The sequence below is a fragment of the Flavobacterium sp. NG2 genome (assembly GCF_034119845.1).
Classification (GTDB): Bacteria; Bacteroidota; Bacteroidia; order Flavobacteriales; family Flavobacteriaceae; genus Flavobacterium.
Map to the genome: position 1 here is coordinate 2,389,507 of NZ_CP139420.1, position 24,254 is coordinate 2,413,760.

At 33.5% G+C, this 24,254-nt stretch carries 22 protein-coding genes; 4 read left to right on the forward strand and 18 right to left on the reverse strand.

All coding sequences use genetic code 11. The annotated features are described in order from the left end of the window. Positions 1-15: 15 nt before the first annotated feature. The 6 genes from SLW70_RS09780 to SLW70_RS09805 form a co-directional block, all read right to left on the reverse strand. A complete protein-coding gene (locus SLW70_RS09780; RefSeq protein WP_320888146.1) occupies positions 16-2,343 on the reverse strand; it encodes a DNA topoisomerase 3 in 2,328 nt (775 codons plus the stop codon). 113 nt (positions 2,344-2,456) lie between these two features. Next, positions 2,457-2,942, reverse strand: a complete 486-nt coding sequence (locus SLW70_RS09785; protein WP_320888148.1) for a hypothetical protein — start codon at positions 2,940-2,942, stop codon at positions 2,457-2,459. Between the two features lie 183 nt (positions 2,943-3,125). Then, positions 3,126-3,626 carry a hypothetical protein gene (locus tag SLW70_RS09790; protein WP_320888150.1) on the reverse strand — a complete coding sequence of 167 codons (501 nt, stop codon included), beginning with the start codon at positions 3,624-3,626 and terminating at the stop codon, positions 3,126-3,128. 243 nt (positions 3,627-3,869) lie between these two features. Then, positions 3,870-4,478, reverse strand: coding sequence for a YkgJ family cysteine cluster protein (locus SLW70_RS09795; protein WP_320888153.1), 609 nt, complete (start codon positions 4,476-4,478; stop codon positions 3,870-3,872). A gap of 476 nt (positions 4,479-4,954) precedes the next feature. Then, positions 4,955-5,239 carry a DUF1905 domain-containing protein gene (locus tag SLW70_RS09800; protein ID WP_320888154.1) on the reverse strand — a complete coding sequence of 95 codons (285 nt, stop codon included), beginning with the start codon at positions 5,237-5,239 and terminating at the stop codon, positions 4,955-4,957. 342 nt (positions 5,240-5,581) lie between these two features. Next, positions 5,582-6,247, reverse strand: coding sequence for a hypothetical protein (locus SLW70_RS09805; protein ID WP_320888155.1), 666 nt, complete (start codon positions 6,245-6,247; stop codon positions 5,582-5,584). A 450-nt stretch (positions 6,248-6,697) separates the two neighbouring features. On the opposite strand from SLW70_RS09805, the gene prfA reads away from it, so the two are divergent. Continuing rightward, positions 6,698-7,774 (forward strand): peptide chain release factor 1, encoded by a 1,077-nt coding sequence (gene prfA, locus SLW70_RS09810; RefSeq protein WP_320891783.1) that lies wholly within the window; start codon positions 6,698-6,700, stop codon positions 7,772-7,774. An 80-nt stretch (positions 7,775-7,854) separates the two neighbouring features. Here prfA and SLW70_RS09815 read toward each other — a convergent pair whose 3' ends face one another. The 10 genes from SLW70_RS09815 to SLW70_RS09860 form a co-directional block, all read right to left on the reverse strand. Further along, positions 7,855-8,511: a DUF6565 domain-containing protein gene (locus SLW70_RS09815; protein WP_320888156.1), complete on the reverse strand. Its 657-nt coding sequence runs from the start codon at positions 8,509-8,511 to the stop codon at positions 7,855-7,857. Positions 8,512-8,569: 58 nt separating this feature from the next. Then, positions 8,570-8,833 carry a YtxH domain-containing protein gene (locus SLW70_RS09820; protein ID WP_320888158.1) on the reverse strand — a complete coding sequence of 88 codons (264 nt, stop codon included), beginning with the start codon at positions 8,831-8,833 and terminating at the stop codon, positions 8,570-8,572. A gap of 23 nt (positions 8,834-8,856) precedes the next feature. Further along, positions 8,857-9,009 (reverse strand): lmo0937 family membrane protein, encoded by a 153-nt coding sequence (locus tag SLW70_RS09825; protein WP_320888160.1) that lies wholly within the window; start codon positions 9,007-9,009, stop codon positions 8,857-8,859. 38 nt (positions 9,010-9,047) lie between these two features. After that, positions 9,048-9,698, reverse strand: a complete 651-nt coding sequence (locus SLW70_RS09830) for a porin family protein (RefSeq protein WP_320888162.1) — start codon at positions 9,696-9,698, stop codon at positions 9,048-9,050. Positions 9,699-10,056: 358 nt separating this feature from the next. Next, on the reverse strand, positions 10,057-11,031 hold the full coding sequence (locus SLW70_RS09835) for a YihY/virulence factor BrkB family protein (protein WP_320888163.1): 975 nt from the start codon (positions 11,029-11,031) through the stop codon (positions 10,057-10,059). A 4-nt stretch (positions 11,032-11,035) separates the two neighbouring features. Further along, positions 11,036-11,587 carry a hypothetical protein gene (locus SLW70_RS09840; protein WP_320888164.1) on the reverse strand — a complete coding sequence of 184 codons (552 nt, stop codon included), beginning with the start codon at positions 11,585-11,587 and terminating at the stop codon, positions 11,036-11,038. A gap of 97 nt (positions 11,588-11,684) precedes the next feature. Next, on the reverse strand, positions 11,685-13,892 hold the full coding sequence (locus SLW70_RS09845; RefSeq protein ID WP_320888165.1) for a PAS domain-containing protein: 2,208 nt from the start codon (positions 13,890-13,892) through the stop codon (positions 11,685-11,687). Between the two features lie 5 nt (positions 13,893-13,897). Beyond that, positions 13,898-14,344: a response regulator gene (locus SLW70_RS09850; protein ID WP_320888166.1), complete on the reverse strand. Its 447-nt coding sequence runs from the start codon at positions 14,342-14,344 to the stop codon at positions 13,898-13,900. A 1-nt stretch (position 14,345) separates the two neighbouring features. Beyond that, entirely contained in the window at positions 14,346-14,912 is a 567-nt protein-coding gene (locus tag SLW70_RS09855; protein ID WP_320888167.1) for an AraC family transcriptional regulator, read from the reverse strand. A gap of 138 nt (positions 14,913-15,050) precedes the next feature. Continuing rightward, positions 15,051-16,184, reverse strand: a complete 1,134-nt coding sequence (locus SLW70_RS09860; RefSeq protein ID WP_320888168.1) for an AI-2E family transporter — start codon at positions 16,182-16,184, stop codon at positions 15,051-15,053. A gap of 278 nt (positions 16,185-16,462) precedes the next feature. On the opposite strand from SLW70_RS09860, the gene pyrF reads away from it, so the two are divergent. The 3 genes from pyrF to guaB all read left to right on the forward strand — a co-directional run bounded on the left by pyrF (position 16,463) and on the right by guaB (position 19,866). Continuing rightward, positions 16,463-17,275: an orotidine-5'-phosphate decarboxylase gene (pyrF, locus tag SLW70_RS09865; RefSeq protein WP_320888169.1), complete on the forward strand. Its 813-nt coding sequence runs from the start codon at positions 16,463-16,465 to the stop codon at positions 17,273-17,275. A 135-nt stretch (positions 17,276-17,410) separates the two neighbouring features. Continuing rightward, on the forward strand, positions 17,411-18,208 hold the full coding sequence (locus SLW70_RS09870) for a helical backbone metal receptor (RefSeq protein ID WP_320888170.1): 798 nt from the start codon (positions 17,411-17,413) through the stop codon (positions 18,206-18,208). Between the two features lie 185 nt (positions 18,209-18,393). Beyond that, complete coding sequence (guaB, locus tag SLW70_RS09875) at positions 18,394-19,866, forward strand: IMP dehydrogenase (protein ID WP_320888172.1); 1,473 nt, start codon at positions 18,394-18,396, stop codon at positions 19,864-19,866. A 543-nt stretch (positions 19,867-20,409) separates the two neighbouring features. On the opposite strand, the gene SLW70_RS09880 is transcribed toward guaB, so the two are convergent. Together SLW70_RS09880 and purB are read right to left on the reverse strand one after the other, a co-directional pair. Next, positions 20,410-22,653, reverse strand: coding sequence for a cation:proton antiporter (locus SLW70_RS09880; protein ID WP_320888173.1), 2,244 nt, complete (start codon positions 22,651-22,653; stop codon positions 20,410-20,412). Positions 22,654-22,804: 151 nt separating this feature from the next. Then, entirely contained in the window at positions 22,805-24,151 is a 1,347-nt protein-coding gene (purB, locus tag SLW70_RS09885; RefSeq protein ID WP_320888174.1) for an adenylosuccinate lyase, read from the reverse strand. Between the last annotated feature and the right edge of the window lie 103 nt (positions 24,152-24,254).

Consider the following 24,254-nt stretch of genomic DNA (forward strand, 5'->3'; position numbering starts at 1 on the left):
AGAATTCTGTTAATTTTAAAAATTATCCGTCAAAATCCTGTACACCAATTCTTTAGTGGGTTGTTGTCCATTGATTTTTTCTCTAACAACTTCAAAAGTTACTTTAAAATCGCAACCAGATTTATAATCGCTACAACCATAAGCTGTTTTTCCTTTAATCACAATTCCCTTTTGACATTTTGGACAAGCCAAATCATCAGAGCTAGGCTTTGTAGATGTTGGAGGAGGAGGAGTAGCCCCTTTTTTAGGCTCTAAAACCAGTTTGAAATCTTCATCAAAACGCAACAAACCTTCTACTGTTCCTGCTTCGGTTTTAAAGTCTTTCAGATTGACTGTTGAACCTTTTTGAAGCAAACGCAAATATTGATTTTCGGATATTTTTTTCTCCGCAAATACAAAAGGCAAAACCATGGTACACCCCTCTTTATAGCCACTACAGCCATAAGCGGACTTCCCTTTGATTAATGTTCCTTTCTTACATTTCGGACAGCTTTCGGCTGTAATTCCTGCGGCTTTCTTTTTTTCTGCCTTGACTTCTTGTTGTTGAACGCTACTGGCATGTGAAATATTAGCACGCTTGGTTTCGCTTCGCACTTCGTAAACCAAAGCATCGACCATTCGTTTCATGTTATTGATGAACAAACCAGCCGTATAGGTGCCTTTTTCGATATCTTTCAACTGTTTTTCCCATGTTCCTGTCAATTCAGCTGATTTGATTAAGTCATTCTGAATCGTATCAATTAACTGAATACCAGTAGGAGTAGGTAATACCTGTTTTTTGTTTCTAACAATGTATTGACGCTTGAACAAGGTTTCGATAATATTCGCTCGGGTAGAAGGACGACCAATGCCGTTTTCCTTCATTAACTCACGTAAATCCTCGTCATCGACCTGTTTACCTGCGGTTTCCATCGCACGCAGTAGGGTTGCCTCCGTAAACTGATTGGGTGGTTTGGTTTCTTTTTCTAGAAATGAAGGTTGGTGTGGCCCTTTTTCACCAATAACAAAGTTTGGTAATAAGTCGGCTTCTTTTTCCTTGGCGTTTGTACTGAGCGGAGTCGAAGTATCAAATACAACGCGCCATCCTTTTTTCAAGATGACTTTTCCTGTAGTTTTAAAAAGTACATCGGCAGCTTTACCTATTACAGTGGTATTGGCAACCGAACAATCATCATAAAACGAAGCAATAAAACGCTTTACGATAATATCATACACCAGTTGCTGGTTGTATTGCAAATTCGATTGAATTCCCGTGGGAATAATAGCGTGGTGATCCGTGACTTTTTTGTCATTAAAAACCTTGGGTGATTTTTTTATTTTTTTGCCCAAAAGTGGTTGGGTTAATTCAGCATAATTAGTCAATTTTTGCAGAATTCCAGGTACTTTAGGATAAATATCATTGGGTAAAAAAGTGGTATCTACTCTAGGGTAGGTCACTACTTTTTGTTCGTATAGTGTTTGGGCAATTTTTAGCGTTTCTTCGGCCGAAAAGCCAAATTTAGTATTGCAATAAACTTGTAAGCCTGTTAAATCAAAGAGTTTTGGAGCGTATTCATTTCCGTTCTTTTTGTCGATGGATACAATTTCGAAATCACTTTCTTTGACTTTATTAGCTAAGAGTTCTCCGTCTTCTTTTTTTAAAAACCGACCTTCTTCATAGCTAAAAAGGGTTTCTCTATATAAGGTTTGTAATTCCCAATAGGGTTGTGGTTTAAAATTTTCAATTTCCTTAAAACGGTCAACCACCATAGCCAACGTAGGCGTTTGTACCCGACCAATAGACAAAACCTGCTTGTATCCACCGTGTTTTACGGTGTACAAACGTGTGGCATTCATCCCAAGCAACCAGTCGCCTATGGCTCTTGAAAAGCCAGCATAGTATAGATTATCATAATTAGAGGCTGGTTTCAAGTTCTCAAAACCTTCTTTAATAGCTTCGGTAGTAAGGGACGAAATCCATAAACGTTGAACTTCGCCTTTATAATTGGCTTCGTTCATTACCCAGCGCTGAATCAGTTCTCCTTCTTGTCCAGCATCCCCGCAGTTAATGACCAATTCGGCTTTATCGAATAATCCCTTGATGATTTTAAACTGCTTTTGAATTCCTGAATTTTCTACTACTTTGGTCTCAAATTTTTCAGGCAGCATGGGTAAGTTGTTTAAGTCCCAACTTTTCCAATACGATTTGTAATCGTTCGGTTCTTTTAAGGTGCATAAATGACCAAAAGTATAAGTTACTGCATAGCCATTGCCTTCAAAATACCCATCGTGCTTGGTATTAGCACCCAATACAGATGCGATTTCTCTTGCTACACTTGGTTTCTCGGCAATACAGACTTTCATTTTCTTTGACTAAATTTGAAGGTGCAAATTAGGAATTTATAAGTTGGTATTAAACAGAAACGAGCAGGACTTATTAACGAGTTATGCTATCATTTCGTTTTGTTAAGGGATAGCTATTCTTTACGTTCATAAATTTTTAAGTACTTCTCCTTTCCAATAGGTATAACCATTAGTAAAGCAACACCACCGCTAACAAATTCCGAAGTTTCAAAAACTAGATTATTGGCATCATTCAGAGTAATTCTATTTCGCTTAAGAGAAAAAGCGCCAAATATATAAGGTATCCCAATGATTTTGAAATTTCTATTTTTTAAATATACATAACCATTCTTATTTAATTTATACTTTAGGGTATGCTGTCGGATACTTTCTTCGACTTCTGAATGATAATAGTTTATATGAATGATTTTAGAGTTTAAAACTGATAATTTGAAGTAAAAATTCTCTGCAAATTCTTTTCCAATGTTCCAGTTAGATAAGCTACGGTCTATTTCATTATAAAAGGTATAATTACCATCTGATTTGCTAAAAGAAAAAGAGGTAGAATCAGTAAGTGAACTTCTAGATATTTCTTTTAGTGTATATTTTCCATTTAACAAATGAATATTTTGGTTATTAATGATGTTTTATTTACTATTTTATTTGGAAAAGTGGCACAACTAATACTGCTACTTATTATCAAAATGAGAAATGATATTTTTAAAAATAGTGTTATCATTTTGTAGTTTTTAATAAGGAATAACGCATGTAAATATTTTTTTGGGATGGATAGCCCATAGATGTTATTCCCTAATTTCAATTCTCCAATCTTTTTCAATATTAAATTTTCTCTTACTTAAAGAAACTAGTAGTGCTGGAGTTGAAATAGCAGCCATTGCTCCTGATAACTCTAGTGTTCCTAGTGCTTCTTTATTTCCTTCAAATGCCCAAACTATAGGAGTAATTATTAGGGAAATTAACCCAATTGTAATAGTATAAGCAAATGGTTCTGTCCATTTCTTGTTGTTGAGTAAATCTTTTTTTAATAGTCCGATATTCTCAATCGGTATTTTAGATATAATTTTTTTGTTAGTTTGAAGGTATAGATTCATACTATCAATGGCTGTCAATTGTCCCCTTGTTTTTTGTCCATCAATAGTTTTTAGCACGATTGCGCTATTTTTTTTGATGATTAAAACTTTATTGGATTTGTTGTGAACTAGAAATAAATTCTTTTCTTGACCAGAAATAGTCATCGAAATAAAATTCATTATGAAAAACAAAAAAGATACTATAATTCTCATAATAGTAGATTTAGAGTATTAAACATTTTGCATTAATTTATAGTACTAGTCTTCTTTACATAACTTTTTTATTATTACGTAATTAGTATAATAACATTTCTGAATTATTAAAAAATAATATTTTAGTGTTATTATTACGATGTGCTATTTGGTTTTGATTCAATAAGTTATATTAAAGTTAAGATAAATAACTTAATTTATATTCTTTTTACGAATGTTAGTTAACTTTATATGCGTTTTTTATTACGCAATTTTATTGAATCCGCTAGGAAATGGGCGATAGGCATAATAATGCAAGACTTCTTCTATGGCTCTTTTCAAAGCTAGGTTTACTGGCAACATTGTTCTGCCTAACACAAAATCTATTTGAGAAAGATTCATATAATAGTCAGAGAAAATAGGTACATAAAACCCATTATTGATTGCTTTGGATGTTTTTTGATAGTATTCTTGTTGGTTTTCTTTGATGATTTTGCAAGTTGCTAATCTCAATTTTCCAACTTTATCTTTACTCGCTCCGTAACCAAAGAGACGGCAAATAAGCCCCCGATATTGGTAGTTGGAGCATTTTCCATTAGTAGCATCCACAGTTGACAAAGGGCGGTACAAATGGCAACTAAGATTAGGGTTTTGTTTGAGTTCGTCTAATGTTTTTTCGGCTTGACCCTCAATAAAAAGATGAAACGCCCAAGGTAAGAACTCTAAAGGAGAAGCTTCGATATTGGGCGTAGAGCAGCATTTTCCACAACCAGCAACGCATTGCAAAAGGCTTTCCTTTTGAAACTGATGAATCTCTACCTCTAGTTTTTTAAACAATTCTTCAACCAGTTGCACCTTGCTCTCAATATTCATTTTTTTGGTAATGTACCATTAATTAAAGGGAATAGTGATTTATTGGGTTTTAATTGTGATATAGCAGTCCGCCATTGTTTTAAAGATATATCTAAGAGCAGGACATTTCGCTTTTTCGGGAATGACTGTTCCTATTGTATGCTGTAACGGACTTTCTGTTGAAAGGTCTTGTAGAGGTATAAATACCCGCGGCCACAAGGATACCGCTACCCTATAGGTCGTCGATTTTGTTGTTTTTTTAATGAATTTTTTTAAAGCGATTAGGGTATCACAACCTTAATTCGTAAAGTTTGTTATTCTGTAGCTATTTTATTTTCATAATAGCTCGTGACCACAGTTTTGTCTACCTGGTGAAGGAAGAGACTTCGTAAGTAGCTTAAGTTCTGTTTGTCCAATCTTTACGGGAACGTATCAGTGTAGCGAGAGTAACAAATTTGCTTTTAGTAGTTTTTATAAGTGTACTCATAGCCATATAGTTAAATGTATTTCTTTGTCATTTCAATATTTTCTTTTTTGCGTATTTCAGCTTTTAAAGGCAACAAATAAGTGTTTGCTTTCGTATCAAACCATATTGCAGTTTTCCACTCAGTTTTACCGACTTTTGCTATTGCTTTAAGTCTTCCCCAACCTTCTTCTTCCAGTTTTAGGGAACATCTAATTTCTTTTGCCATTTCTTTTGGAAGTGAAACAAAATACCAACCACCTGGCGAAGAATGTTGCCATGGTTTTTCTGAAAACTCATATTTTATTTTGCCGTTCAAGAATATTGGGTTTATTTATTTTTGTTTTTAATCATAGAATGCGGAGTGAAGCTCCGCTTGGCTACCAATTTCAACAAATTATTTCGCATTCTTGTCATCTCGACCTAGGAGTGATCTCCGTAAGTAGCTCAAGTCTGTGTGTCTAATCTGTGTGGGCAGGGAAAGTGTTTCCGTGCTATCGGGTTCTAGTATTTCTGTTTTTTCTAGTTAAGCGTATTGAGTTAAATATCTTTTATAATGAATATTTTAAAATTTACTTTTTTCAAGAGTAAATTCTCGCTGAGAAATTGCTTCCATTGATTTTTGAAGGCAAGTAAAACATACTTTGGTTATTGAAATTTGTTACCATTTTCCAAAAAAGGAAGAGATGTCGAAAAAGTAGGATACCTCTTGACCACTTGTGTTTTTTAATGTTAATTTGTCATAAGGCTTGCCTTTGTGTTGTATAAGAGCTTGTCCTAGCATTTGGCAATTTTCACATTTATTTCGTACGTATTCATATTCTTCTTTTATACTTTTTACTTTTAAAGCTGTGTCTAATGACAAACCATCAGCATTTGAACTTTGAGGAGTTTCCTTTGAAACTTTAGTATCAATGAAAGTATAATTTGCATCATTAAAATCAATTTCGGTGCTAAGCATTTTAAATTCAATTTGCTGATCATTTAGTACAGTATACTTATAGGTGTCTGTTTTGTCTGAATTGGTATGGTGTTCGTAAAATGTATTGCCTTTTATCCACCAATTTCCTGATTCGGTAAAACCATCTGTTTTTCCTTTGTATATAGTTTTGAAATCTAAAGTGAAGGTTCCGTCCAAATTGCGTTCCATAATCCATTCTTTTTTTAAATCAGCTTTTTGTTTGTCATATTCAGAACCTTGCCAAACTCCAACCAAACGATTGTCTATTTGTTTGCCATTAGCTAATGTTGTCTTGTGTGTCGTACAAGAAGTAAATGAAACTAGGATGAAAGAAAATAGCAGTATTATTTTATTAGGTGTAATCATGATTTTTGTTTAGATGTTATTGTTCCCAAATATATAATTTAATTAAGAAAATACTTAGTCCTAAAAATAATTTTTTCCTACAAAATTACGCTCTTTATAATTTTGAGTTTTACTGCAAACCACAATTTGTAATTATTTGAACAAAACCCCTAGCCCCAGTAGCAGTGAAAAGCCTTTGCGGTTGAGAACCACTTTTTTCTTGCGGTGGCAGAGCGACCAGAGGAAGCTCCTGCCAGCGCGTAGAAAAAGGGTTTGAAAACGGAAAGCTTGAAACGGATGATGGGATTGAGCACCTGCTTGTAGTATTCAGTCACAGTTTTGGAATTTGGAATTTTATAATTGGAATTTATATTTCATTTGGAGTTTTATCTCAATAAAAATAGCGAAAAGGAAAGCGAGAATATGAATAGAAATTTTGTATTTTTGCACTCCAATAAAGGAATATATAGTATGTTAGATAGACTTCAAATAGTAAAACAGCGTTTTGACGAGATTTCGGATTTGATTATTCAGCCGGATGTAATTGCTGATCAAAAGCGTTATGTACAACTAAATAAAGAATACAAAGACCTGAAGGCACTAGCCGAAAAAAGAGACGAGTACGTGCTCTTGATGGCGAATATTGACGAAGCAAACGAAATTATTGCTGACGGTAGTGATGCGGATATGACCGAAATGGCCAAGATGCAACTAGAGGAAGCAAAGGAACGCTTGCCAGAACTAGAGGAGGAAATCAAGTTTATGTTGATACCTAAAGACCCTGAGGATGCTAAGAACGTGATGGTGGAGATTCGCGCGGGTACGGGAGGAGATGAGGCAAGTATTTTTGCTGGTGATTTGTTCCGTATGTACACTAAATACTGTGAAAATAGAGGTTGGAGAACCTCAGTAGTGGATATGAATGAAGGAACTTCTGGAGGTTTTAAAGAGGTAATCTTTGAGGTGACAGGTGAGGATGTATATGGTACTTTGAAGTTTGAAGCGGGTGTTCACCGTGTACAACGTGTACCTCAAACGGAAACGCAAGGTCGTGTGCATACATCTGCCGCAACGGTAATGGTTTTGCCAGAAGCTGAAGAGTTTGATGTACAAATTGACATGAATGATGTGCGTGTGGATTTCTTTTGTTCGTCAGGACCTGGTGGACAATCGGTAAATACGACTAAATCGGCGGTACGTTTAACACATATTCCTACGGGATTAGTGGCGCAATGTCAGGATCAAAAATCTCAACACAAGAATAAAGACAAGGCGTTTATTGTATTGCGTTCTCGTTTGTACGAACAAGAGTTAGCTAAAAAGCAGGCTGAGGATGCTACTAAACGTACATCTCAAGTAAGTTCAGGTGACCGTTCGGCTAAGATTCGTACGTACAACTACGCACAAGGACGTGTGACTGACCACCGTGTAGGATTGACTTTGTATGATTTGGGGAATATCATGAATGGTGATATCCAGAAGATTGTTGACGAATTACAATTGGTGAACAATACAGAGAAATTAAAAGATGCTAGTGAAATATTCTAATTTTTAGAATTGATTATATAAAAAAATGAGGTCATAAAAGACCTCATTTTTTGTCTGTACCCTGTAGTATTTTGCAGGTTTTATTGTTTTGCTTCTGCGTTTTCATCGGCTTTAGCTCCCATTCTATTAAGAGTGTACATTGGGGCAAATTTCAGTTTCAGTCCTGCAATTTTCATATTGTCTTTGCTGGTCAAGCCTTCTTTTTCAACCGTGTTTTTTCGATTGTCTAAGGCTTCATAAACTAATTTGATTTCGTCCCAATCTTCACGAGAGTAAGCGTCTTTGTTTTCTTTTACAGTGTTTACAAAATTTTCATAAACAGCAACAATGTTGTTTTTGTTTACCCATTCAAATTTCATGTCATCATTAACATAATCGGGTCCCAATAAGGCAGTATACATTGCTGTTTTACTTGATTTTGTATTATGAGCGACTACTTTCATTTTGTAATCTTCATAATCCATAGAGGACTTTTCAAAATCAGGTTGTAATTTAGTTTTATCTGTAGCAAGAGCGATAGCGCTTTCGGCTTCCATTTTTAATTGGGTATAATCATTTTCAATAGTAGCCCAATTTTCGGCTGCTTTCTCTTCAGTTACATTAGTTATCGAATCAATGTAATGAACATAATTTTCAATAGTTTTTTCAGCTTGTTCTTGATTTTCATCTTTACAAGCGGTGAATATTAAAGCTGAAGCAATAAGTAATAATGATATTTTGACTTTTTTCTTTTCCATTTTATAAAATTTTATTGATTTTAATCGAATAGGGAGAAAATGTTTTTGGAGTCAAGTCTTAATTGATATTTTTGATGTTATCATACTTGTTTTTTCCTTTTTCGAAAAGTTCTTCTCCATTTTTAGCAAAACTGCTGTATTTTTCAGATACCGTTTGGCTTAACTGTTCCAGTTTTTCTTTTATTTCATCTGTAGTTTCGGCGGTTTTTTTGATAATTTTTTTGCGTGTTTTTGAACCTTTGTCTGGTGCAAATAAAATTCCTAATACAGCTCCAACTGCTGCTGCTCCAATAACTCCTAAAATTGTGTTTCTTGTTTTCATATTATTTATTTTTTAAATGATTATTAAATTCCTTTTCCTTTGATTAGCCTTAGTAAAATAGCAATTACAGCTATTACTAATAAAATATGAATTAATGATCCTGCGCTATACACGAAGACTCCCAGAGCCCATGAGATAACCAAGATGACTGCAATTAGATACAATAAGTTTTGCATGATTTCTATTTTTTACATTTTGTTGATAGTACCTTTTATTAGTTTAGTTTAAATGTCATATATAAACTAACATTGCTGTTTTTTCCATCTGGAACAGTATAAGTGTTTCCAGCAGTAGTTCTTTCTTTACCTACAGTTGTTAATCCATAGTTGTATCGTGCTCCAATTCCGATATTTTCAAAGTCTAGCCCAATTCCAGCTGATAGACCAGCATCAAATTTGTTGAAGTCGTCGTTGTTCAAATTGTCTTCGAAGTCGAAACTTCCATCATCTGAAATGTTCTTAACTTGAGCATCCACTAAATAGGCAAAATAAGGTCCCGCGTGAATGTTAAGATTCTTAGTCAAGTTGGCTTTTACTAAGATGGGCATTTCGATATAATTTAATTTAAACTGTGCTTTACCTGCTGCAAAAACGTTGTCATAAGTTAACTCAGAACCTTTTCGACTGTAAAGCACCTCTGGTTGTATGGCAATGAATTTGCTGATGGGCAATGTGGCGTAAATACCAGCATTAAAACTGGTTAATACATTGTTGTCGTCAACATCTTCCGTGTACATATTAGAGAAGTTAACTCCTCCTTTAATACCAAATTGAGCTTCGCCATTATTAACTTGACCATGGACTGTTGTAACTGCTGCTCCCAACGAGAAAGCAAAAAGAGCTAAAGATTTAATTGTGTTTTTCATAACATAAATTTTTTTTGATTCCTACATTACAAAGATGCAATAGATATCAGCCGTTTATGTTATATGATATTTTGGTTGTTTTATAGAATTTCCATTCTGATAAAATTTGGACAAAAATCTCTTTAGTCAAAGCTTACTGTTTAGGGTAAGTTAAACTAGTTTTTGGATAAAAAGTTTTGGGACTATGGTATTGTGAAATGGAAAATCATTGCAGAAATTCATGTTGGTTGAATATACGAATAATATTTGCCATTACAAAATCAGAATTCAAAAATCGTAAAACTAGTATCGAAATTGATTATGACTATCAATTACAATGGAGTCGAATTAGGTTCTAAAATTAGCAATAGTGAATCGATTAAGTATTTTGATTTTTTTTGATTGCTTGGAATTTTTTTTCGGCTTTTTGCAATGTTTGTTCATCTGAAATGATTTCGATAGACTGGACCAAGTCGGCAAATTCAGAAGGGACGATAGGACTTGAAAACCGTATTGCATAACTTTTTGCAAATTCGGCACCAAAATATAGGATTACAGAGGAATAATAAACCCAAACCATTAAGATGACAAAAGAACCTGCCGTGCCGTACACGTTTTGAATATTGGAGTTGGCGATGTAAAAGGAAATTAAAAACTTACCAATCATGAACAAAAAGGCAGTTGTAAAAGAGGCTAGTCTGACTTGTCTCCATTTGATTTTTGCATCGGGTAAAATCTTAAAAATAGCACCAAAAAGCAACGAGATAATCGTAAATGTAAGTAGGCTATTGAATGTGTAAATAATATAAAATAACTGATCCGAAAATTGTGAAAAAAAGCGTTCGCTTAATGCGTCCATGATTGTTGATACACCTAACGAAACTAATAAGATAAAACCAAAACTACCTATGACTCCAAAGGACAGCAGGCGAGCTCTGAGATATAATAAGAAGCCCGATTTTTTCTTCGGCTTAATTCCCCAAATGGTATTGATGGAATCTTGAATTTCAGCAAATACTGAAGTGGCTCCTATCAATAAAGTGATTACACCTACGAGTCCTGCAATATTTCCATCGTTAGAGAGCGTTAGGTTTTCAATGATAGTTTGAATTTGCTTGGCACTTGATGGTCCTACAAAATTCTTTATTTGGTTATAAACAGTTCCTTCTATAGCTTGTCTGCCTAAAAATAAATCCGATAAGTATAAGATAACTAAAAGTAAGGGCCCCATTGAGAACATAGTAGTATAGGCAAGAGATGCACTCATTTTTAAAACTTTATGTTCTAAAAATCCTTGAAACGCTTGTTTTATTACTTGTAGTAATGAAATAAAATAGGATTTAGTTAGCATCATATTTTCATTTACTTAAACTTGTATTTAAAGCAATAATGTTTTGCTTTAGGGTTAGTTTTGATCGTACTGCAAATTGTACAAAGTCAGTATTTTTTGAGGTAGTTTCAATACTGTCAAATTGGGAAAGCTGATTTTTAATTTCGTTAATTAACCATTGTGAAAGATACACCTCCGCATTTTGTCCCTGTAATGAATCGGCTTTGGAATTTAATGTGTAAATTGATTTAGGAACGATGATTAGGTTTTTTTGGGTTAGTTCTTTTAATTCTAATTCAATGTCTTGATGGTCTCTTTTTATTTTTAAAAGGAGTTGGCGTTTGTTTTTGTCGTTACTATGTTTAACGGCAAGAGCAGTGATATCAATTATTTTTGTATTTGATTTGCTGAGGTAATTAATCAAATTAAAATCAATAGTAGACTCAATTTCGTCTGTTGTTGTTCCAAAAATAGATTCAGTAAAATCTTTCCCCTTTTTGTTACAAGAGACTAAACTGCCAATAATAAATATAAGGCAAATTGTATAATGAGTTAGCCGAAAGAGTAGAAAATTTTTCATAAGTTTAGTTTCCTACAAATTTCGGTATATTATAAGTGATTATATTATAATATTTTACGATATGGTTGTATAATTACCATGATTTAAGGATTTTGAATTATACAGGAAAGTAAATTGTAAATGTTGTCCCTAGTTGAGGTTGACTAGTGGCAAAAATATAGCCACGGTGATTTTCAACAATTTTTTTACAAATAGCCAATCCAACACCAGTTCCATGATATTCGGTTTTACCATGAAGTCGGTTGAATAGAAGAAATATTTTTTCAGCATATTCTTGTTCAAAACCGATTCCGTTATCCGTAAATGTGATTTTATAGTATTTTTTTTCTGATTTATCTTTTAATATTTGTTCGTCTTTCGCAATTACTTCGGTACTATTTATGTCGATAATAGGCGCTAGGTTTTCTTTGGAATATTTTAAAGAATTACTTAATAAATTAGAGAATAGCTGTAGCATTTGAAAATGAATCCCTTTAATTATAGGCAATTGCGAATGATTAATGACGGCATTTTTATCTTCAATGTTTTGAGATAATTCATTCATGCTGTCTTGGATAACTTCATTCAAATCTGTTTTGATTAGATTTTTTTCGGTTCGATTAGTTCTAGAATACTGTAGCAAATCATTGATTAAAACACGCATTCTATCAGCCGCTTTTTCAATGCGACTGAGATATTCTTTTCCAAAATCAGATAAGTTTTCTTTTTCTTTATCATTAATTCTAGAAGTGAAAGTTTGAATTTTTCGCAATGGTTCTTGCAGATCATGACTGGCAACATGGTTAAATTCATTTAATTCTTTGATGTTTTGTTCTAGTTCTTTGTTTCGTTTTTTTAGTTGTAAACTTTTATTGTAATCTTCAGTCACATCTTGTGTGGTGCCTATCATACTGTGGGCTCCACTTAAATCAGTAAATGAGGTTGCAATGGTTTTAAAACGTCTAATTTTTCCATCTGTACGAATGATTCGATAATTCATAGTTGGAATTTTCCTTGTCGTTAGAGCGCTTTCATTGGCTTCAATTACAATATGTTTGTCTTTGGGGTGAACAAATTCTAAAAGTTTTTCGATAGTAGGTTCAAAAGATTGTGGCTCACAGCCTAATAACCTAAATTTATTGTCAGAATATCTAAACTTTAAACTGTCATAATCTAGTATCCAGCTACCATAATTTCCTAAAATTTCGGCTTGTTTACTTGATTCTTCAGATATTTTGAGATCGTTATTAACCTTTATAAGGTCCTGATAATTGCTTTTTAGTAATTCATTTTTATTGTGTTCGTCAGTAATATCTCCAGTTACCCCTAGTACAGTCTTATTTCCAGGGCTGTCAACAAATAATTTACCCACAGATCTTAAAATACGTACTTGACCATCAGGTCTAATAATTCTAAAATAAAAATAAGGTAAATCTTCATCTTCCAAAATTTTATCAAAAGCGGCATTGACATTGTTGATATCATCGGGATGAACAAATTTTATAAAGTTTTCTTGACCAGCTTCAAAGGATTGTGGTGTTACACCAAGAATACGATACAAATTGTCTGAATACGTAATTACTCCAGTATTCAAATTCCATTCCCAAGTACCAAATTCAGATAAAATTTCGGCTTGGTAGCTTAAGAATTGGGATTTGTTTAATTTAACATTTGATGCTTGAAGTCTTTCAACATCTTTTGTGGTTTGATGATAAGCAAAAATGATAAGAATAAGCGTGATGAATAAGATACTAAGAGTTAGAACGGGAGTAAAATAAATTTGGTTGTTGTATTGGGAATTACGTTGTTTTAAATATAATTCTTCAATATTAACCATCAGGTTCAGTTTGTCTCTTATTTCAAGTAGTAGCGTACTGCTTTCTTTGAAATTTTGTTTGAAATCCGTACTCTCTGAAATCTCAACAGCTTTTTTTTTGTCTACATAATTCGAGATGTATTCGTATCTTTTATTTACAATTTCATAAAGTTTTTCTAAATGATGCAACTGTACAGGGCTGTCTGCGTATAATTCTTTTAAAAGTAAAAAAGAGTTGTTGACGTTTTTGGTAGCTTCTTGATACGGCTTAAAATAAAGGGTGTCTTTTGAAATTAAATAGCCTCTAATGCTGTTTTCCGAATCTTTGATATGAGAAAAGAGATGTTCTAATTCAAGATTTACTTCATAGGTATGAATAAGTAATTTGGACGAATCGGAGATGTTATTGATATGTTTCACGGTAATCACCCCAATAAACAAGATTATAAAGGTGCTTATCGCAAATATAATTTGGTGAAAAGTGGATGATTTGTGTTTGATATCTTTCATAAAAATTAAAGTCTCAGTAAAAAGTTTTCTTTATTCAAGCCGTTAGTATGATATTGCCAATTGGTAACGACAACTTCTGATAATATCTTTTTTAAGTCATTAAAATTACTTGGTTTTTTGATGTAAATGTTGGCACCTAAAACAAAAGTATTTTCAACATCCTTATCCGATGAAGAAGTCGAATATATAGCTATTACAATATCCTTGAATTTTTCGTTTTGCTTGATTTCTTTCAAGCAATCAATACCATTCATGATGGGCATATTTAAATCCAAGAATATGATATTGGGTAAAACAGTGTCAGGATGATTTAAGAAACGAAGTAATTCTCTACCATCATTAACTGTGTTGACAACGGTATTTATTTTTAATTCATCAAAAGCGTCAGTAAAAAACAATCTGTCGTCTTCATCGTCGTCTGCAAGTGTTATAATAATATGATCGTTCTGCATTTTAATTTATTTTTTGTGAAGCGATTTCCCTTCGTTGTTTTATAATTCTTTGAAAAGCTGAGGGTGTGATTCCAGTTGTATTTTTGAACTGTGAACTCAAGTGCGCCACGCTCGAATAATTGAGCTTAAAGGCAATTTCGGTTAAAGATAGTTGGTTGCTAATGATTAATTGTTTGGTGTATTCTATTTTTTGTAAAATAATAAAGTTTTCGATAGATGTATAAGTGACTTCCGAAAAGATATTTGATAAATAACCATAACTATGCCCTAGTTTTTCTGCCAAATAAACTGAACTTTTGACGCTAACATTGGTTTCTTCGTTAAAAACCATATCGACAATAGTATCTTTTATTTTTTGAATCAGAATGGATTTCTGGTTTTCGACAATTTCTATTCCGTAATTTTCTAGCGAATTAGTAAAGGAATTTAGCTTTTCGTTGTCTACTTTTTCTAAAAATTCAACTTCTCCAAAGCCTAATATTTTATATTTTATACCAGATTTCTCTAAATTTTCCTCTAGGACTTTATTGCAAATACTGTTAAAATCAAATTTTATAAATACCTTCATATTTCATTGTTTTGGCACTAAATTAATTAAAAAATCACGGAGACTCATTTTATTAACAATACTTTCATTTTCTTAATATTCGATTAATAATTCTAGAAATATTAAAAGTTTAGGTTTAGCTAGTTTGTAAGTTATAATTCAGTTAATTAGCTTTTTGTTTTTTTTAGTTCTTATTTTTTTCCAAGTTTTCAATCGATTCATGGTTTTTATGGAAAAGTATTTTTGTTTAGCTTCTCCTAATAAAAAGCCAATAGGTTTCATCCTCTCAGAATGATCAAATAGTACTTTTAAGGAAGCTGTGATTGGCAAAGCCAAAATCATACCAGGAATTCCCCACAACATAGAAAATAAAACAATAGACAAAATAGAAACAAAGGCATTCAATGATACTTTGGAGCCAGTGATTTTTGGAGTGATAAAATTACCTTCGATAAATTGGATAAAACCAAATATTCCAATGACACCAATAGCGTACCAATAAGAATCTTTCGTGGCTAAGGCTATTAGGGCTGGTAATAACGAGCCAATGATAATTCCTATATAAGGAACGAGTAATAAAAGGGCACATAGAAAACCAAAGAAAAATGGGTGTTCAATACCTAATATAAGTAATCCTAGACTATTGAGTAACCCCACAATTGCCATAACACTAACCAAGCCTAGTAAATAGTTTTGTTGTACTTTGTATAATTGTTGTAAAATAACTCTTGTATGTTGCTTTGTACTTATTCCAGTAGTGATTTTGTATATAAAACTCACAAGGAAATTACGGTATAATAGGAATAAAAACATGTATAGAGGTGACAAAACAAAATCACCCAAAATACTGCCCGAAGTAGTAATGAAGTTAACAATCTTGTTAGAGTTTTTCTTAACAATCTCTTTGACGCCTAGGTTCCCATCACCCACAATGTCTTTACTGTTAATTCCTGTAGACTGTTCTGTTTGTGCTAAAAGGGGAGTTAGTTTTTGACCAATTTGTTTGTAATAGGCATCACTTTTATTCATGATTTCTTCAAATTGTATTCCAATCAAAACAAAAATGGCAAAAATGATGAAGGTAAATATGATGATTGCTATGGAAATAGATACAATTCTATTGAAGTACAAGCGAGATTCAAAAAATTGTACAATTGGATAAATTAGCACACTAAGAATAATAGCAAAGATCAATGGAATTAAAAAATCTTGTAAAATATATGACAAGAAAACAATAGAAATAAAACTTAGTAAGTCCAGTGCGAGATGATTTCTTTTAGCTGTTGTATTCATATAGGGTATTATTTATATAAATCCGTCTTTACAAATATAATTCATTGTGAATATAAGAATTACTTTTCTTGTGTGACAGTGTTTTTTTAATAGGGATTGGAATAACGAATTACTGATTCTTTAGTTTATATGATTCCTATTGTTATTTTGAAAAAAGTGTATTACCAAATATATTGTTATTAGGAATATAATTGATTATACAATTTTTAAGGATTATTGTAAAATTCCAAGTTTTTTAAAATTCTAGTTTGTAAATTTGTCTCAGAATCAAACTGCAAATGACAACAGAAGAACTTTACAACCAAATTCAGCTTAAAAAATCTTTTCTATGCGTAGGCTTAGATGTCGATTTAAACAAAATTCCAGAACATTTATTAGCACTTGAAGATCCTATTTTTGAGTTTAACAAAGCCATAATTGATGCGACGCATGATTTGTGTGTTTCTTATAAGCCTAATACGGCTTTCTTTGAAGCCTATGGAATAAAAGGATGGATGTCTTTGCAAAAAACCATTAATTACATCAACGAAAATTATCCTAATGTATTCACAATTGCCGATGCTAAAAGAGGTGATATTGGGAATACTTCTTCGATGTATGCCAAAGCATTTTTTGAAGATTTAAACTTTGATAGTGTGACTGTCGCTCCTTATATGGGGAAAGATTCGGTGGAGCCGTTCTTGGCATTCGAAAACAAACACACTATTATGTTGGCTTTGACTTCTAACGAAGGTGCTTTTGATTTTCAGACTTTGAATGTTGATGGAAAGGAATTGTACAAACAAGTATTGGAAACTTCAAAAACTTGGAAAAACAGCCATAACTTAATGTATGTAGTTGGTGCGACCAAAGCCGAATACTTTACAGAAATTCGTAAAATTGTTCCTGATAGTTTCTTGTTAGTTCCTGGAGTAGGAGCACAAGGAGGAAGTCTTTCTGAAGTTTGTAAATACGGAATGAATGACAAAGTAGGTTTGTTAATCAACTCTTCTCGTGGAATTATATATGCATCTAAAGGGCATGATTTTGCTGAAAAAGCAAGAGCCGAAGCTTTGAAAATGCAACAAGAGATGGCGACTTTATTAGTTTAAATAATGGTTTTTTGATTAATTGAAAAAGTACAGACTTGTAAGATTATCTGAATTCTAACCAGTTAAACAATTAAGCAGTTAAGCAGTTAACCAGTTAACCAGTTAACCGATTACCCCTTTGTGTTTAAACAGCCTATGAAAACTTTCGTTGATCAACTCGGAACTACGCATACCTTTGAAACTACTCCTCAGCGAATTATTTCGCTTGTTCCTTCGCAAACCGAATTGTTGTATGATTTAGGTTTAGAGGAAAATATCATTGGAATCACCAAGTTTTGTGTACACCCTTATCACTTTAAACCAACTAAAACCAAAGTAGGAGGGACTAAGAAGGTGCATTATGAGAAGATAAGGTTGCTAGAACCAGATATTATTATTTGCAATAAAGAAGAAAATACCAAAGAAATAGTTGAAAAATTAAGCGAAATATGTCCTGTTTGGGTAACTGATATTCTTACTATTGAAGATAATATCAAAATGATATCCGACTTCGGGCAATTATTCAACCGTCGTACGGAAGCTCGTAAATGGACTGATAAACTCACTTTTGCCTTGAGCGATTTTAAACAATTTATTAAGGATAAACCAAGTAGGAAAGTAGCTTATTTTATATGGAAAAATCCTTATATGGTAGCAGGGTCTGAAAATTACATCAATGAATTGCTCCAACTTAATCATTTCACAAACGTCTATGATTCTATTCCAAGATACCCTGAAGTAACATTGGAAAATCTACAAGAAGAACACCAACCAGATGTACTATTGCTGTCCTCAGAGCCTTATCCTTTCAAAAAAGAGGATGCTTATGAAATTCAACCGCTAGTGTCTAAATCTCAAATTATTTTAGTGGATGGCGAAATGTTTTCATGGTACGGAACCCGACTTTTAAAAGCCTTTACATACTTTAAAATGTTGCATAAGAATATAGGGTAATAAAAGAACCTGATTGCATTCTAATTAAATAGTTAGCTGCGTGATATTAAAAAAAAGCTACTTTTTAGTTTATTTAAATCAAATAGATTAACCACATATTAGTAAATTATAAAACGTTTCAAAAATCAATTTTTAATTCAAATATATTCACTATATTTGCACGCAATTCAACTAGAAATTGCAACATGATAGCACACAACACAAAGATTATCGGCGAAGGTTTAACTTACGATGATGTATTATTAGTTCCAAATTACTCCAATGTGCTTCCTCGCGAAGTGAGTATCCAATCAAAATTTTCAAGAAACATAACACTTAACGTTCCAATTGTATCCGCTGCAATGGATACCGTTACTGAAAGTGCAATGGCTATTGCTATGGCGCAAGAAGGCGGAATAGGTGTACTACATAAAAATATGACTATCGATCAGCAAGCTGCTAAAGTACGTAAAGTAAAACGTGCAGAGTCTGGAATGATTATCGATCCTGTTACTTTACCTTTAACATCTACTGTAAAAGATGCTAAAGCTGCTATGAAAGAATATGGTATTGGTGGTATTCCAATTGTTGACGAAAATCAAACCTTAAAAGGAATCGTTACTAATCGTGATTTGCGTTTTGAGAAAAACAATGCAAGACCTATTATTGAGGTAATGACTAGTGAAAACCTAATCACTGTGGCGGAAGGTACTTCCTTAGAACAAGCTGAAGTAGTATTACAAGGTCACAAAATCGAAAAATTACCTGTTGTAAGTAAAGACAATAAGTTAGTAGGTTTAATTACTTTTAGAGATATTACTAAATTAACACAAAAACCTATTGCTAATAAAGATGTTTACGGACGTTTGCGTGTAGCGGCTGCTATTGGTGTTACTGGTGATGCTGTTCAAAGAGCAGAAGCTTTAGTTAACGCTGGAGTTGATGCTATTATTATTGATACGGCTCATGGTCATACTCAAGGAGTGGTAAACACGTTGAAAGAAGTAAAATCAAAATTCCCTCAAATTGATGTTATTGTTGGAAATATAGCTACTCCAGAAGCAGCTAAGTATTTAGTTGAAAATGGAGCTGATGGTGTGAAAGTGGGTATTGGACCAGGTTCAATCTGTACGACTCGTATCGTAGCTGGTGTTGGTTTTCCTCAATTCTCTGCAGTGTTAGAAGTAGCAGCTGCCTTGGAAGGAACTGGAGTGCCAGTAATTGCTGATGGTGGAATTCGTTACACAGGAGATATTCCTAAAGCTTTGGCTGCTGGTGCTGACTGTGTGATGTTAGGTTCTCTTTTAGCTGGTACAAAAGAATCTCCTGGAGAAACAATTATTTTCGAAGGTAGAAAATTCAAATCATACCGTGGTATGGGGTCAGTTGAGGCTATGCAAGGTGGTTCTAAAGACCGTTATTTTCAAGATGTAGAAGATGATGTTAAGAAATTAGTTCCAGAAGGAATTGTAGGTCGTGTGCCATACAAAGGAGAATTAAACGAAAGTATGTTACAATTTATTGGAGGTCTTCGTGCTGGTATGGGGTACTGTGGAGCTAAAGACATTCCAACATTGAAAGCAACAGGACGTTTTGTTCGTATTACTTCAAGTGGAATCAACGAAAGTCACCCACACAACGTAACTATTACTAAAGAAGCGCCAAATTATTCAAGATAATTTTAGCGATATTGATATAAGTAAAAAGGCAAAAGTTTTATAACTTTTGCCTTTTTTATTTGCCCCCAAAATAGTTAAAAGGATGTACTTTAGTGTATTTTGCTTTCGCTTGGGTGATAAAGTGTTGCTAACTTTAATTTAGATTAAAATCTAAATTATTATCTGCAAAAATCTGCCAAATCTACGTGCACTATTTTTTTTACGCAGATTTTCAAAAGAGTTAGATTGAATTTTAAAGATTCAAAGGATTGATTCTATCTAACTTCTTTTTTTGAATCGGATAAATGAAAGCCACAAATTCACGAATTAAATTTCGTAATTTGTGAATTCGTGGCTATTCTAAATCATATAATCTAGTCGCTTCACCAAGTTAGCAACACTAACGTTAAAGTCTCAAAACCATTTTCTTGAAATCTATGGTAAATATAGTGTTTCTACATGCAGACTTTCAGTCCATAGTGGTTTAGCTTTGATATAGTTGTTTAAGTTAATGATCCACTTAAACTCTATAAAGCTGTTTTCTTAATAGTAGTAAAAGTTTATTTATTTCTCATGAAATAAGTCATTCAATAATTTTTTGTTCCCTACAATCCAAAGGTTGTCATTTTTTTCAAGAACGATATTCGATTCGGGATTTAGAATTCGGTTACCATTACGTTCGATACCAACAATCAAACCATTGGTGCGTTCACGAAGTTTGGAGCGTCCAATACTTAAGCCAATAAAGTCTTCGTTATGTAATTCTATTTGGCGTAATACAATCTCATCCTGTGGTGTTATTTTAGGAACTTCAATTTCATTTTGAGTCAAGAAATGTGAAAACTCGTTTACTTGTTTATCTGTACCGATGACACAAATTTCATCGCCTGGAAATAAACGTTCGGTTTTGTTAGGGACCTGAATCATAATTCCTCCCCGTTTGATATAAGCGATATTAATTCCCAGTTCTTCCCTCATACGGATTTCTCGAAGGGTTTTACCGGCCAAATTGGATTCTTTTTGAATTTTAAAAGTAGTCATGTGACCGTCCCAAGGAGTGATGTTTGCATAACGTCTGTCAATCACTTTGGTGTCTTTTTCATAGAAATTTTTTAAAAAATGCTCTTCAATTTTGTGGTACTGTTCGTGTAATTTTTTAGGGAATAAAAAATATACGACAATAGCTAATATCAAGGCAAAAAAGGCTACGATTGGCGAGAAAAAGATATTCAGTAAGAAACCAATGAATAATAAGGCTAATCCCATTCTGAAGAAAAAGAGCATCAAAATAGGTCCTTTGTATTTACGTTCTTGAAATAGAATTTCGACTTCTTTTACAGCAACTCTTCTCAGTGATAAGGCCCATAAAAAAGGGGATATGATAACCATTGTAATCAGCGCTGCAATGGTATTTCCAAAAATAGAATTAGCAACCAAAGGCAATACATATTGAGAAGACAATAAGGTGATTGAAGTTATAATGATGGCATGAATGATAATTTGGAATAAGTGTGCTCGTATTACTACCTGCCATGTGCTTACGGCTCTAATAGCTTGGGCATTGGTACTGTAACGATTTATTTTTTTTGTAATTCTACGGGGTAATTTTTTTTCTAGAAATTCAGAAAAAGGTACTGCCGCCTTCACCATAAAGGGTGTGGTAAAAGTCGTAATCGCTGATACTGCTACTACAATTGGATAAAGGAAACTGCTAGTAACATTCATCGTCATTCCTAGCGTCGCAATGATAAAAGAGAACTCTCCAATTTGCGCCAAACTCATCCCTGTTTGTACAGATTGTTTTAAAGGCTGCCCTGATATTAGCGCTCCCACTGTTGAACTGATAGACTGTCCAAAAATGGTGATAAATGTCAAAATTATTACAGGAATATAATGTTCGTATAGGGCCGTTGGGTCAATCAACATTCCTACTGATACAAAGAATACCGCTCCAAATAAATCTTTTACAGGTTTTATAAGATGCTCAATATGTTCTGCTTGTGTGGTTTCGGCTATGATGGAACCCATAATAAAAGCGCCAAGAGCAGGTGAAAAACCTACATTAGAAGCTAGAATTACCATCGTTAAACACAAGGCTAACGAGATAATCAATAGCATTTCATCGGTTAATAAGCTTTTTGCTTTTTTGAGTAAAGTAGGAATGAAAAATATACCTCCCACAAACCAAGCAGTCAAGAAAAAAGCCAGTTTTAAAACCGAAAAAATTAATTCTCCACCCGAAAATTGTTGCGTTGCTGCGACTGTCGATAGTAATACCATCATCAAGATGGCAACTATATCCTGAACAATAAGGGAACCTATCACAATTCCGGCAAACTTTTGAGCCTTAACACCTAATTCATCAAAGGTTTTTAAGATAATGGTTGTAGAAGAAACCGAGAGAATAACTCCGAGGAATATACAATCCATCGGTTTCCAACCCATCCATTTCCCGGCTAAGAACCCCACTAGAACCATCGTAATGATTTGGGTGACGGCGGTGATGGAAGCAGTTCCGCCCACCTTCATTAGTTTTTTAAAACTAAATTCAAGACCTAAACTAAATAGTAAGATGATAACACCAATGTCAGCCCAGATTTCGACACTTTTAATATCCTTTACAGAAGGGAAGAAATCAAAGTGATTACCTGCCAAAAATCCTGCGATTAAGTAACCAAGAACTAAAGGTTGTTTTAGTTTTTTAAATAATAGTACTGCAATTCCGGCGGTCATCAGGATTAATCCTAAGTCGCTTATTAAGGGTTTTAAATGATTCGTTGTTTCGGCTATCGTTGCTGCGGCACTCATTGTTTATATTTTGGTAATTAAAATCAATAAAAAAGCTATCGATAAAGATAGCTTTTTTTTGAATATTTAGTTTGAAATCGTAGTCGTCCTACTGATATAACTGAATTTTTGCTAATTAAATTCTTACAGCACAACAATTTTCATATTTTAATTATATACCTATGAAATTACTAGGAGTAATTTGTAATAATTCATTTTTAATTTCATCAGATACTTCAAGTGTTCCAATAAAAGCATGAATAGAATCCTTTGTAATCGCTTCGTTAGTTCTTGTTAAACCTTTCAAAGCTTCGTAAGGATTAGGATAAGCCTCACGACGTAAAATAGTTTGGATCGCCTCAGCTACTACCGCCCAGTTTTTCTCTAAATCTTCTTCGAATTTACTTTCGTTCAATAACAATTTGTTTAGTCCTTTCAAAGTAGCTTCAAAGGCAATGATCGTGTGACCTACAGGAACACCTACGTTTCTTAAAACCGTACTATCTGTCAAATCACGTTGTAATCTTGAGATAGGCAATTTAGCCGAAAGGTGTTCGAAAATCGCATTGGCAATTCCTAAGTTTCCTTCTGAGTTTTCAAAATCAATAGGGTTTACTTTATGTGGCATCGCTGACGAACCGATTTCGCCTGCTTTAATTTTTTGTTTGAAATAATCCATAGACACATACGTCCAGATATCACGATCTAAATCGATGATGATGGTGTTGATGCGTTTCAAAGCATCGAAAAACGCTGCAAAGTGATCGTAATGCTCAATTTGTGTTGTTGGGAACGAATGGTGTAGTCCTAAAGTATCTTGAACAAATTTGTTTCCAAATTGTTTCCAGTCAATCTGTGGGTAAGCCACGTGGTGTGCATTGTAGTTTCCTGTTGCACCACCAAATTTAGCAGCAAACGGAACATTAAACAACAAACGCATTTGCTCTTCTAAACGTTCTACGAAAACCGCAATTTCTTTCCCCAAACGTGTTGGCGAAGCCGGTTGTCCGTGTGTACGAGCAAGCATTGGGATATGTGCCCATTCTTGGCTTAACTCTTTCAACTTTGCAATCACTGAAATCAATGATGGCATGTACACTTTTTCAAACGCTTCTTTGGTAGATAATGGTATCGCAGTGTTGTTGATATCTTGTGAAGTCAATCCAAAGTGGATGAACTCTTTATATTCTGATAAGCCTAATTTCTCAAAAGCATCTTTAATAAAGTATTCCACCGCTTTTACATCGTGGTTGGTTACTTTTTCAGTCTCTTTAATCCAAAGTGCATCTTCAGTAGAGAAATTTTTATAAATCGCACGCAAACTTTCAAACAAATCCTTGTTTACACCAGCAAGCTGAGGCAAAGGCACTTCGCATAAAGCAATAAAATATTCAACTTCAATTAAAACTCGGTATTTTATTAAGGCCTCTTCAGAGAAAAAAGGAGCCAAATTTTGCGTCTTACTTCTATATCTTCCGTCAATAGGAGAAATAGCATTCAATTCGTTTAAAGTCGTCATTGTGTGTTATTTTTTTGAAAGGCACAAATATAGGTAGAATTTTAGGATTTAGGACAGCCTAAAAACGTTTTTTATCAAGAAATTAGCCGTTTAATATGAAATA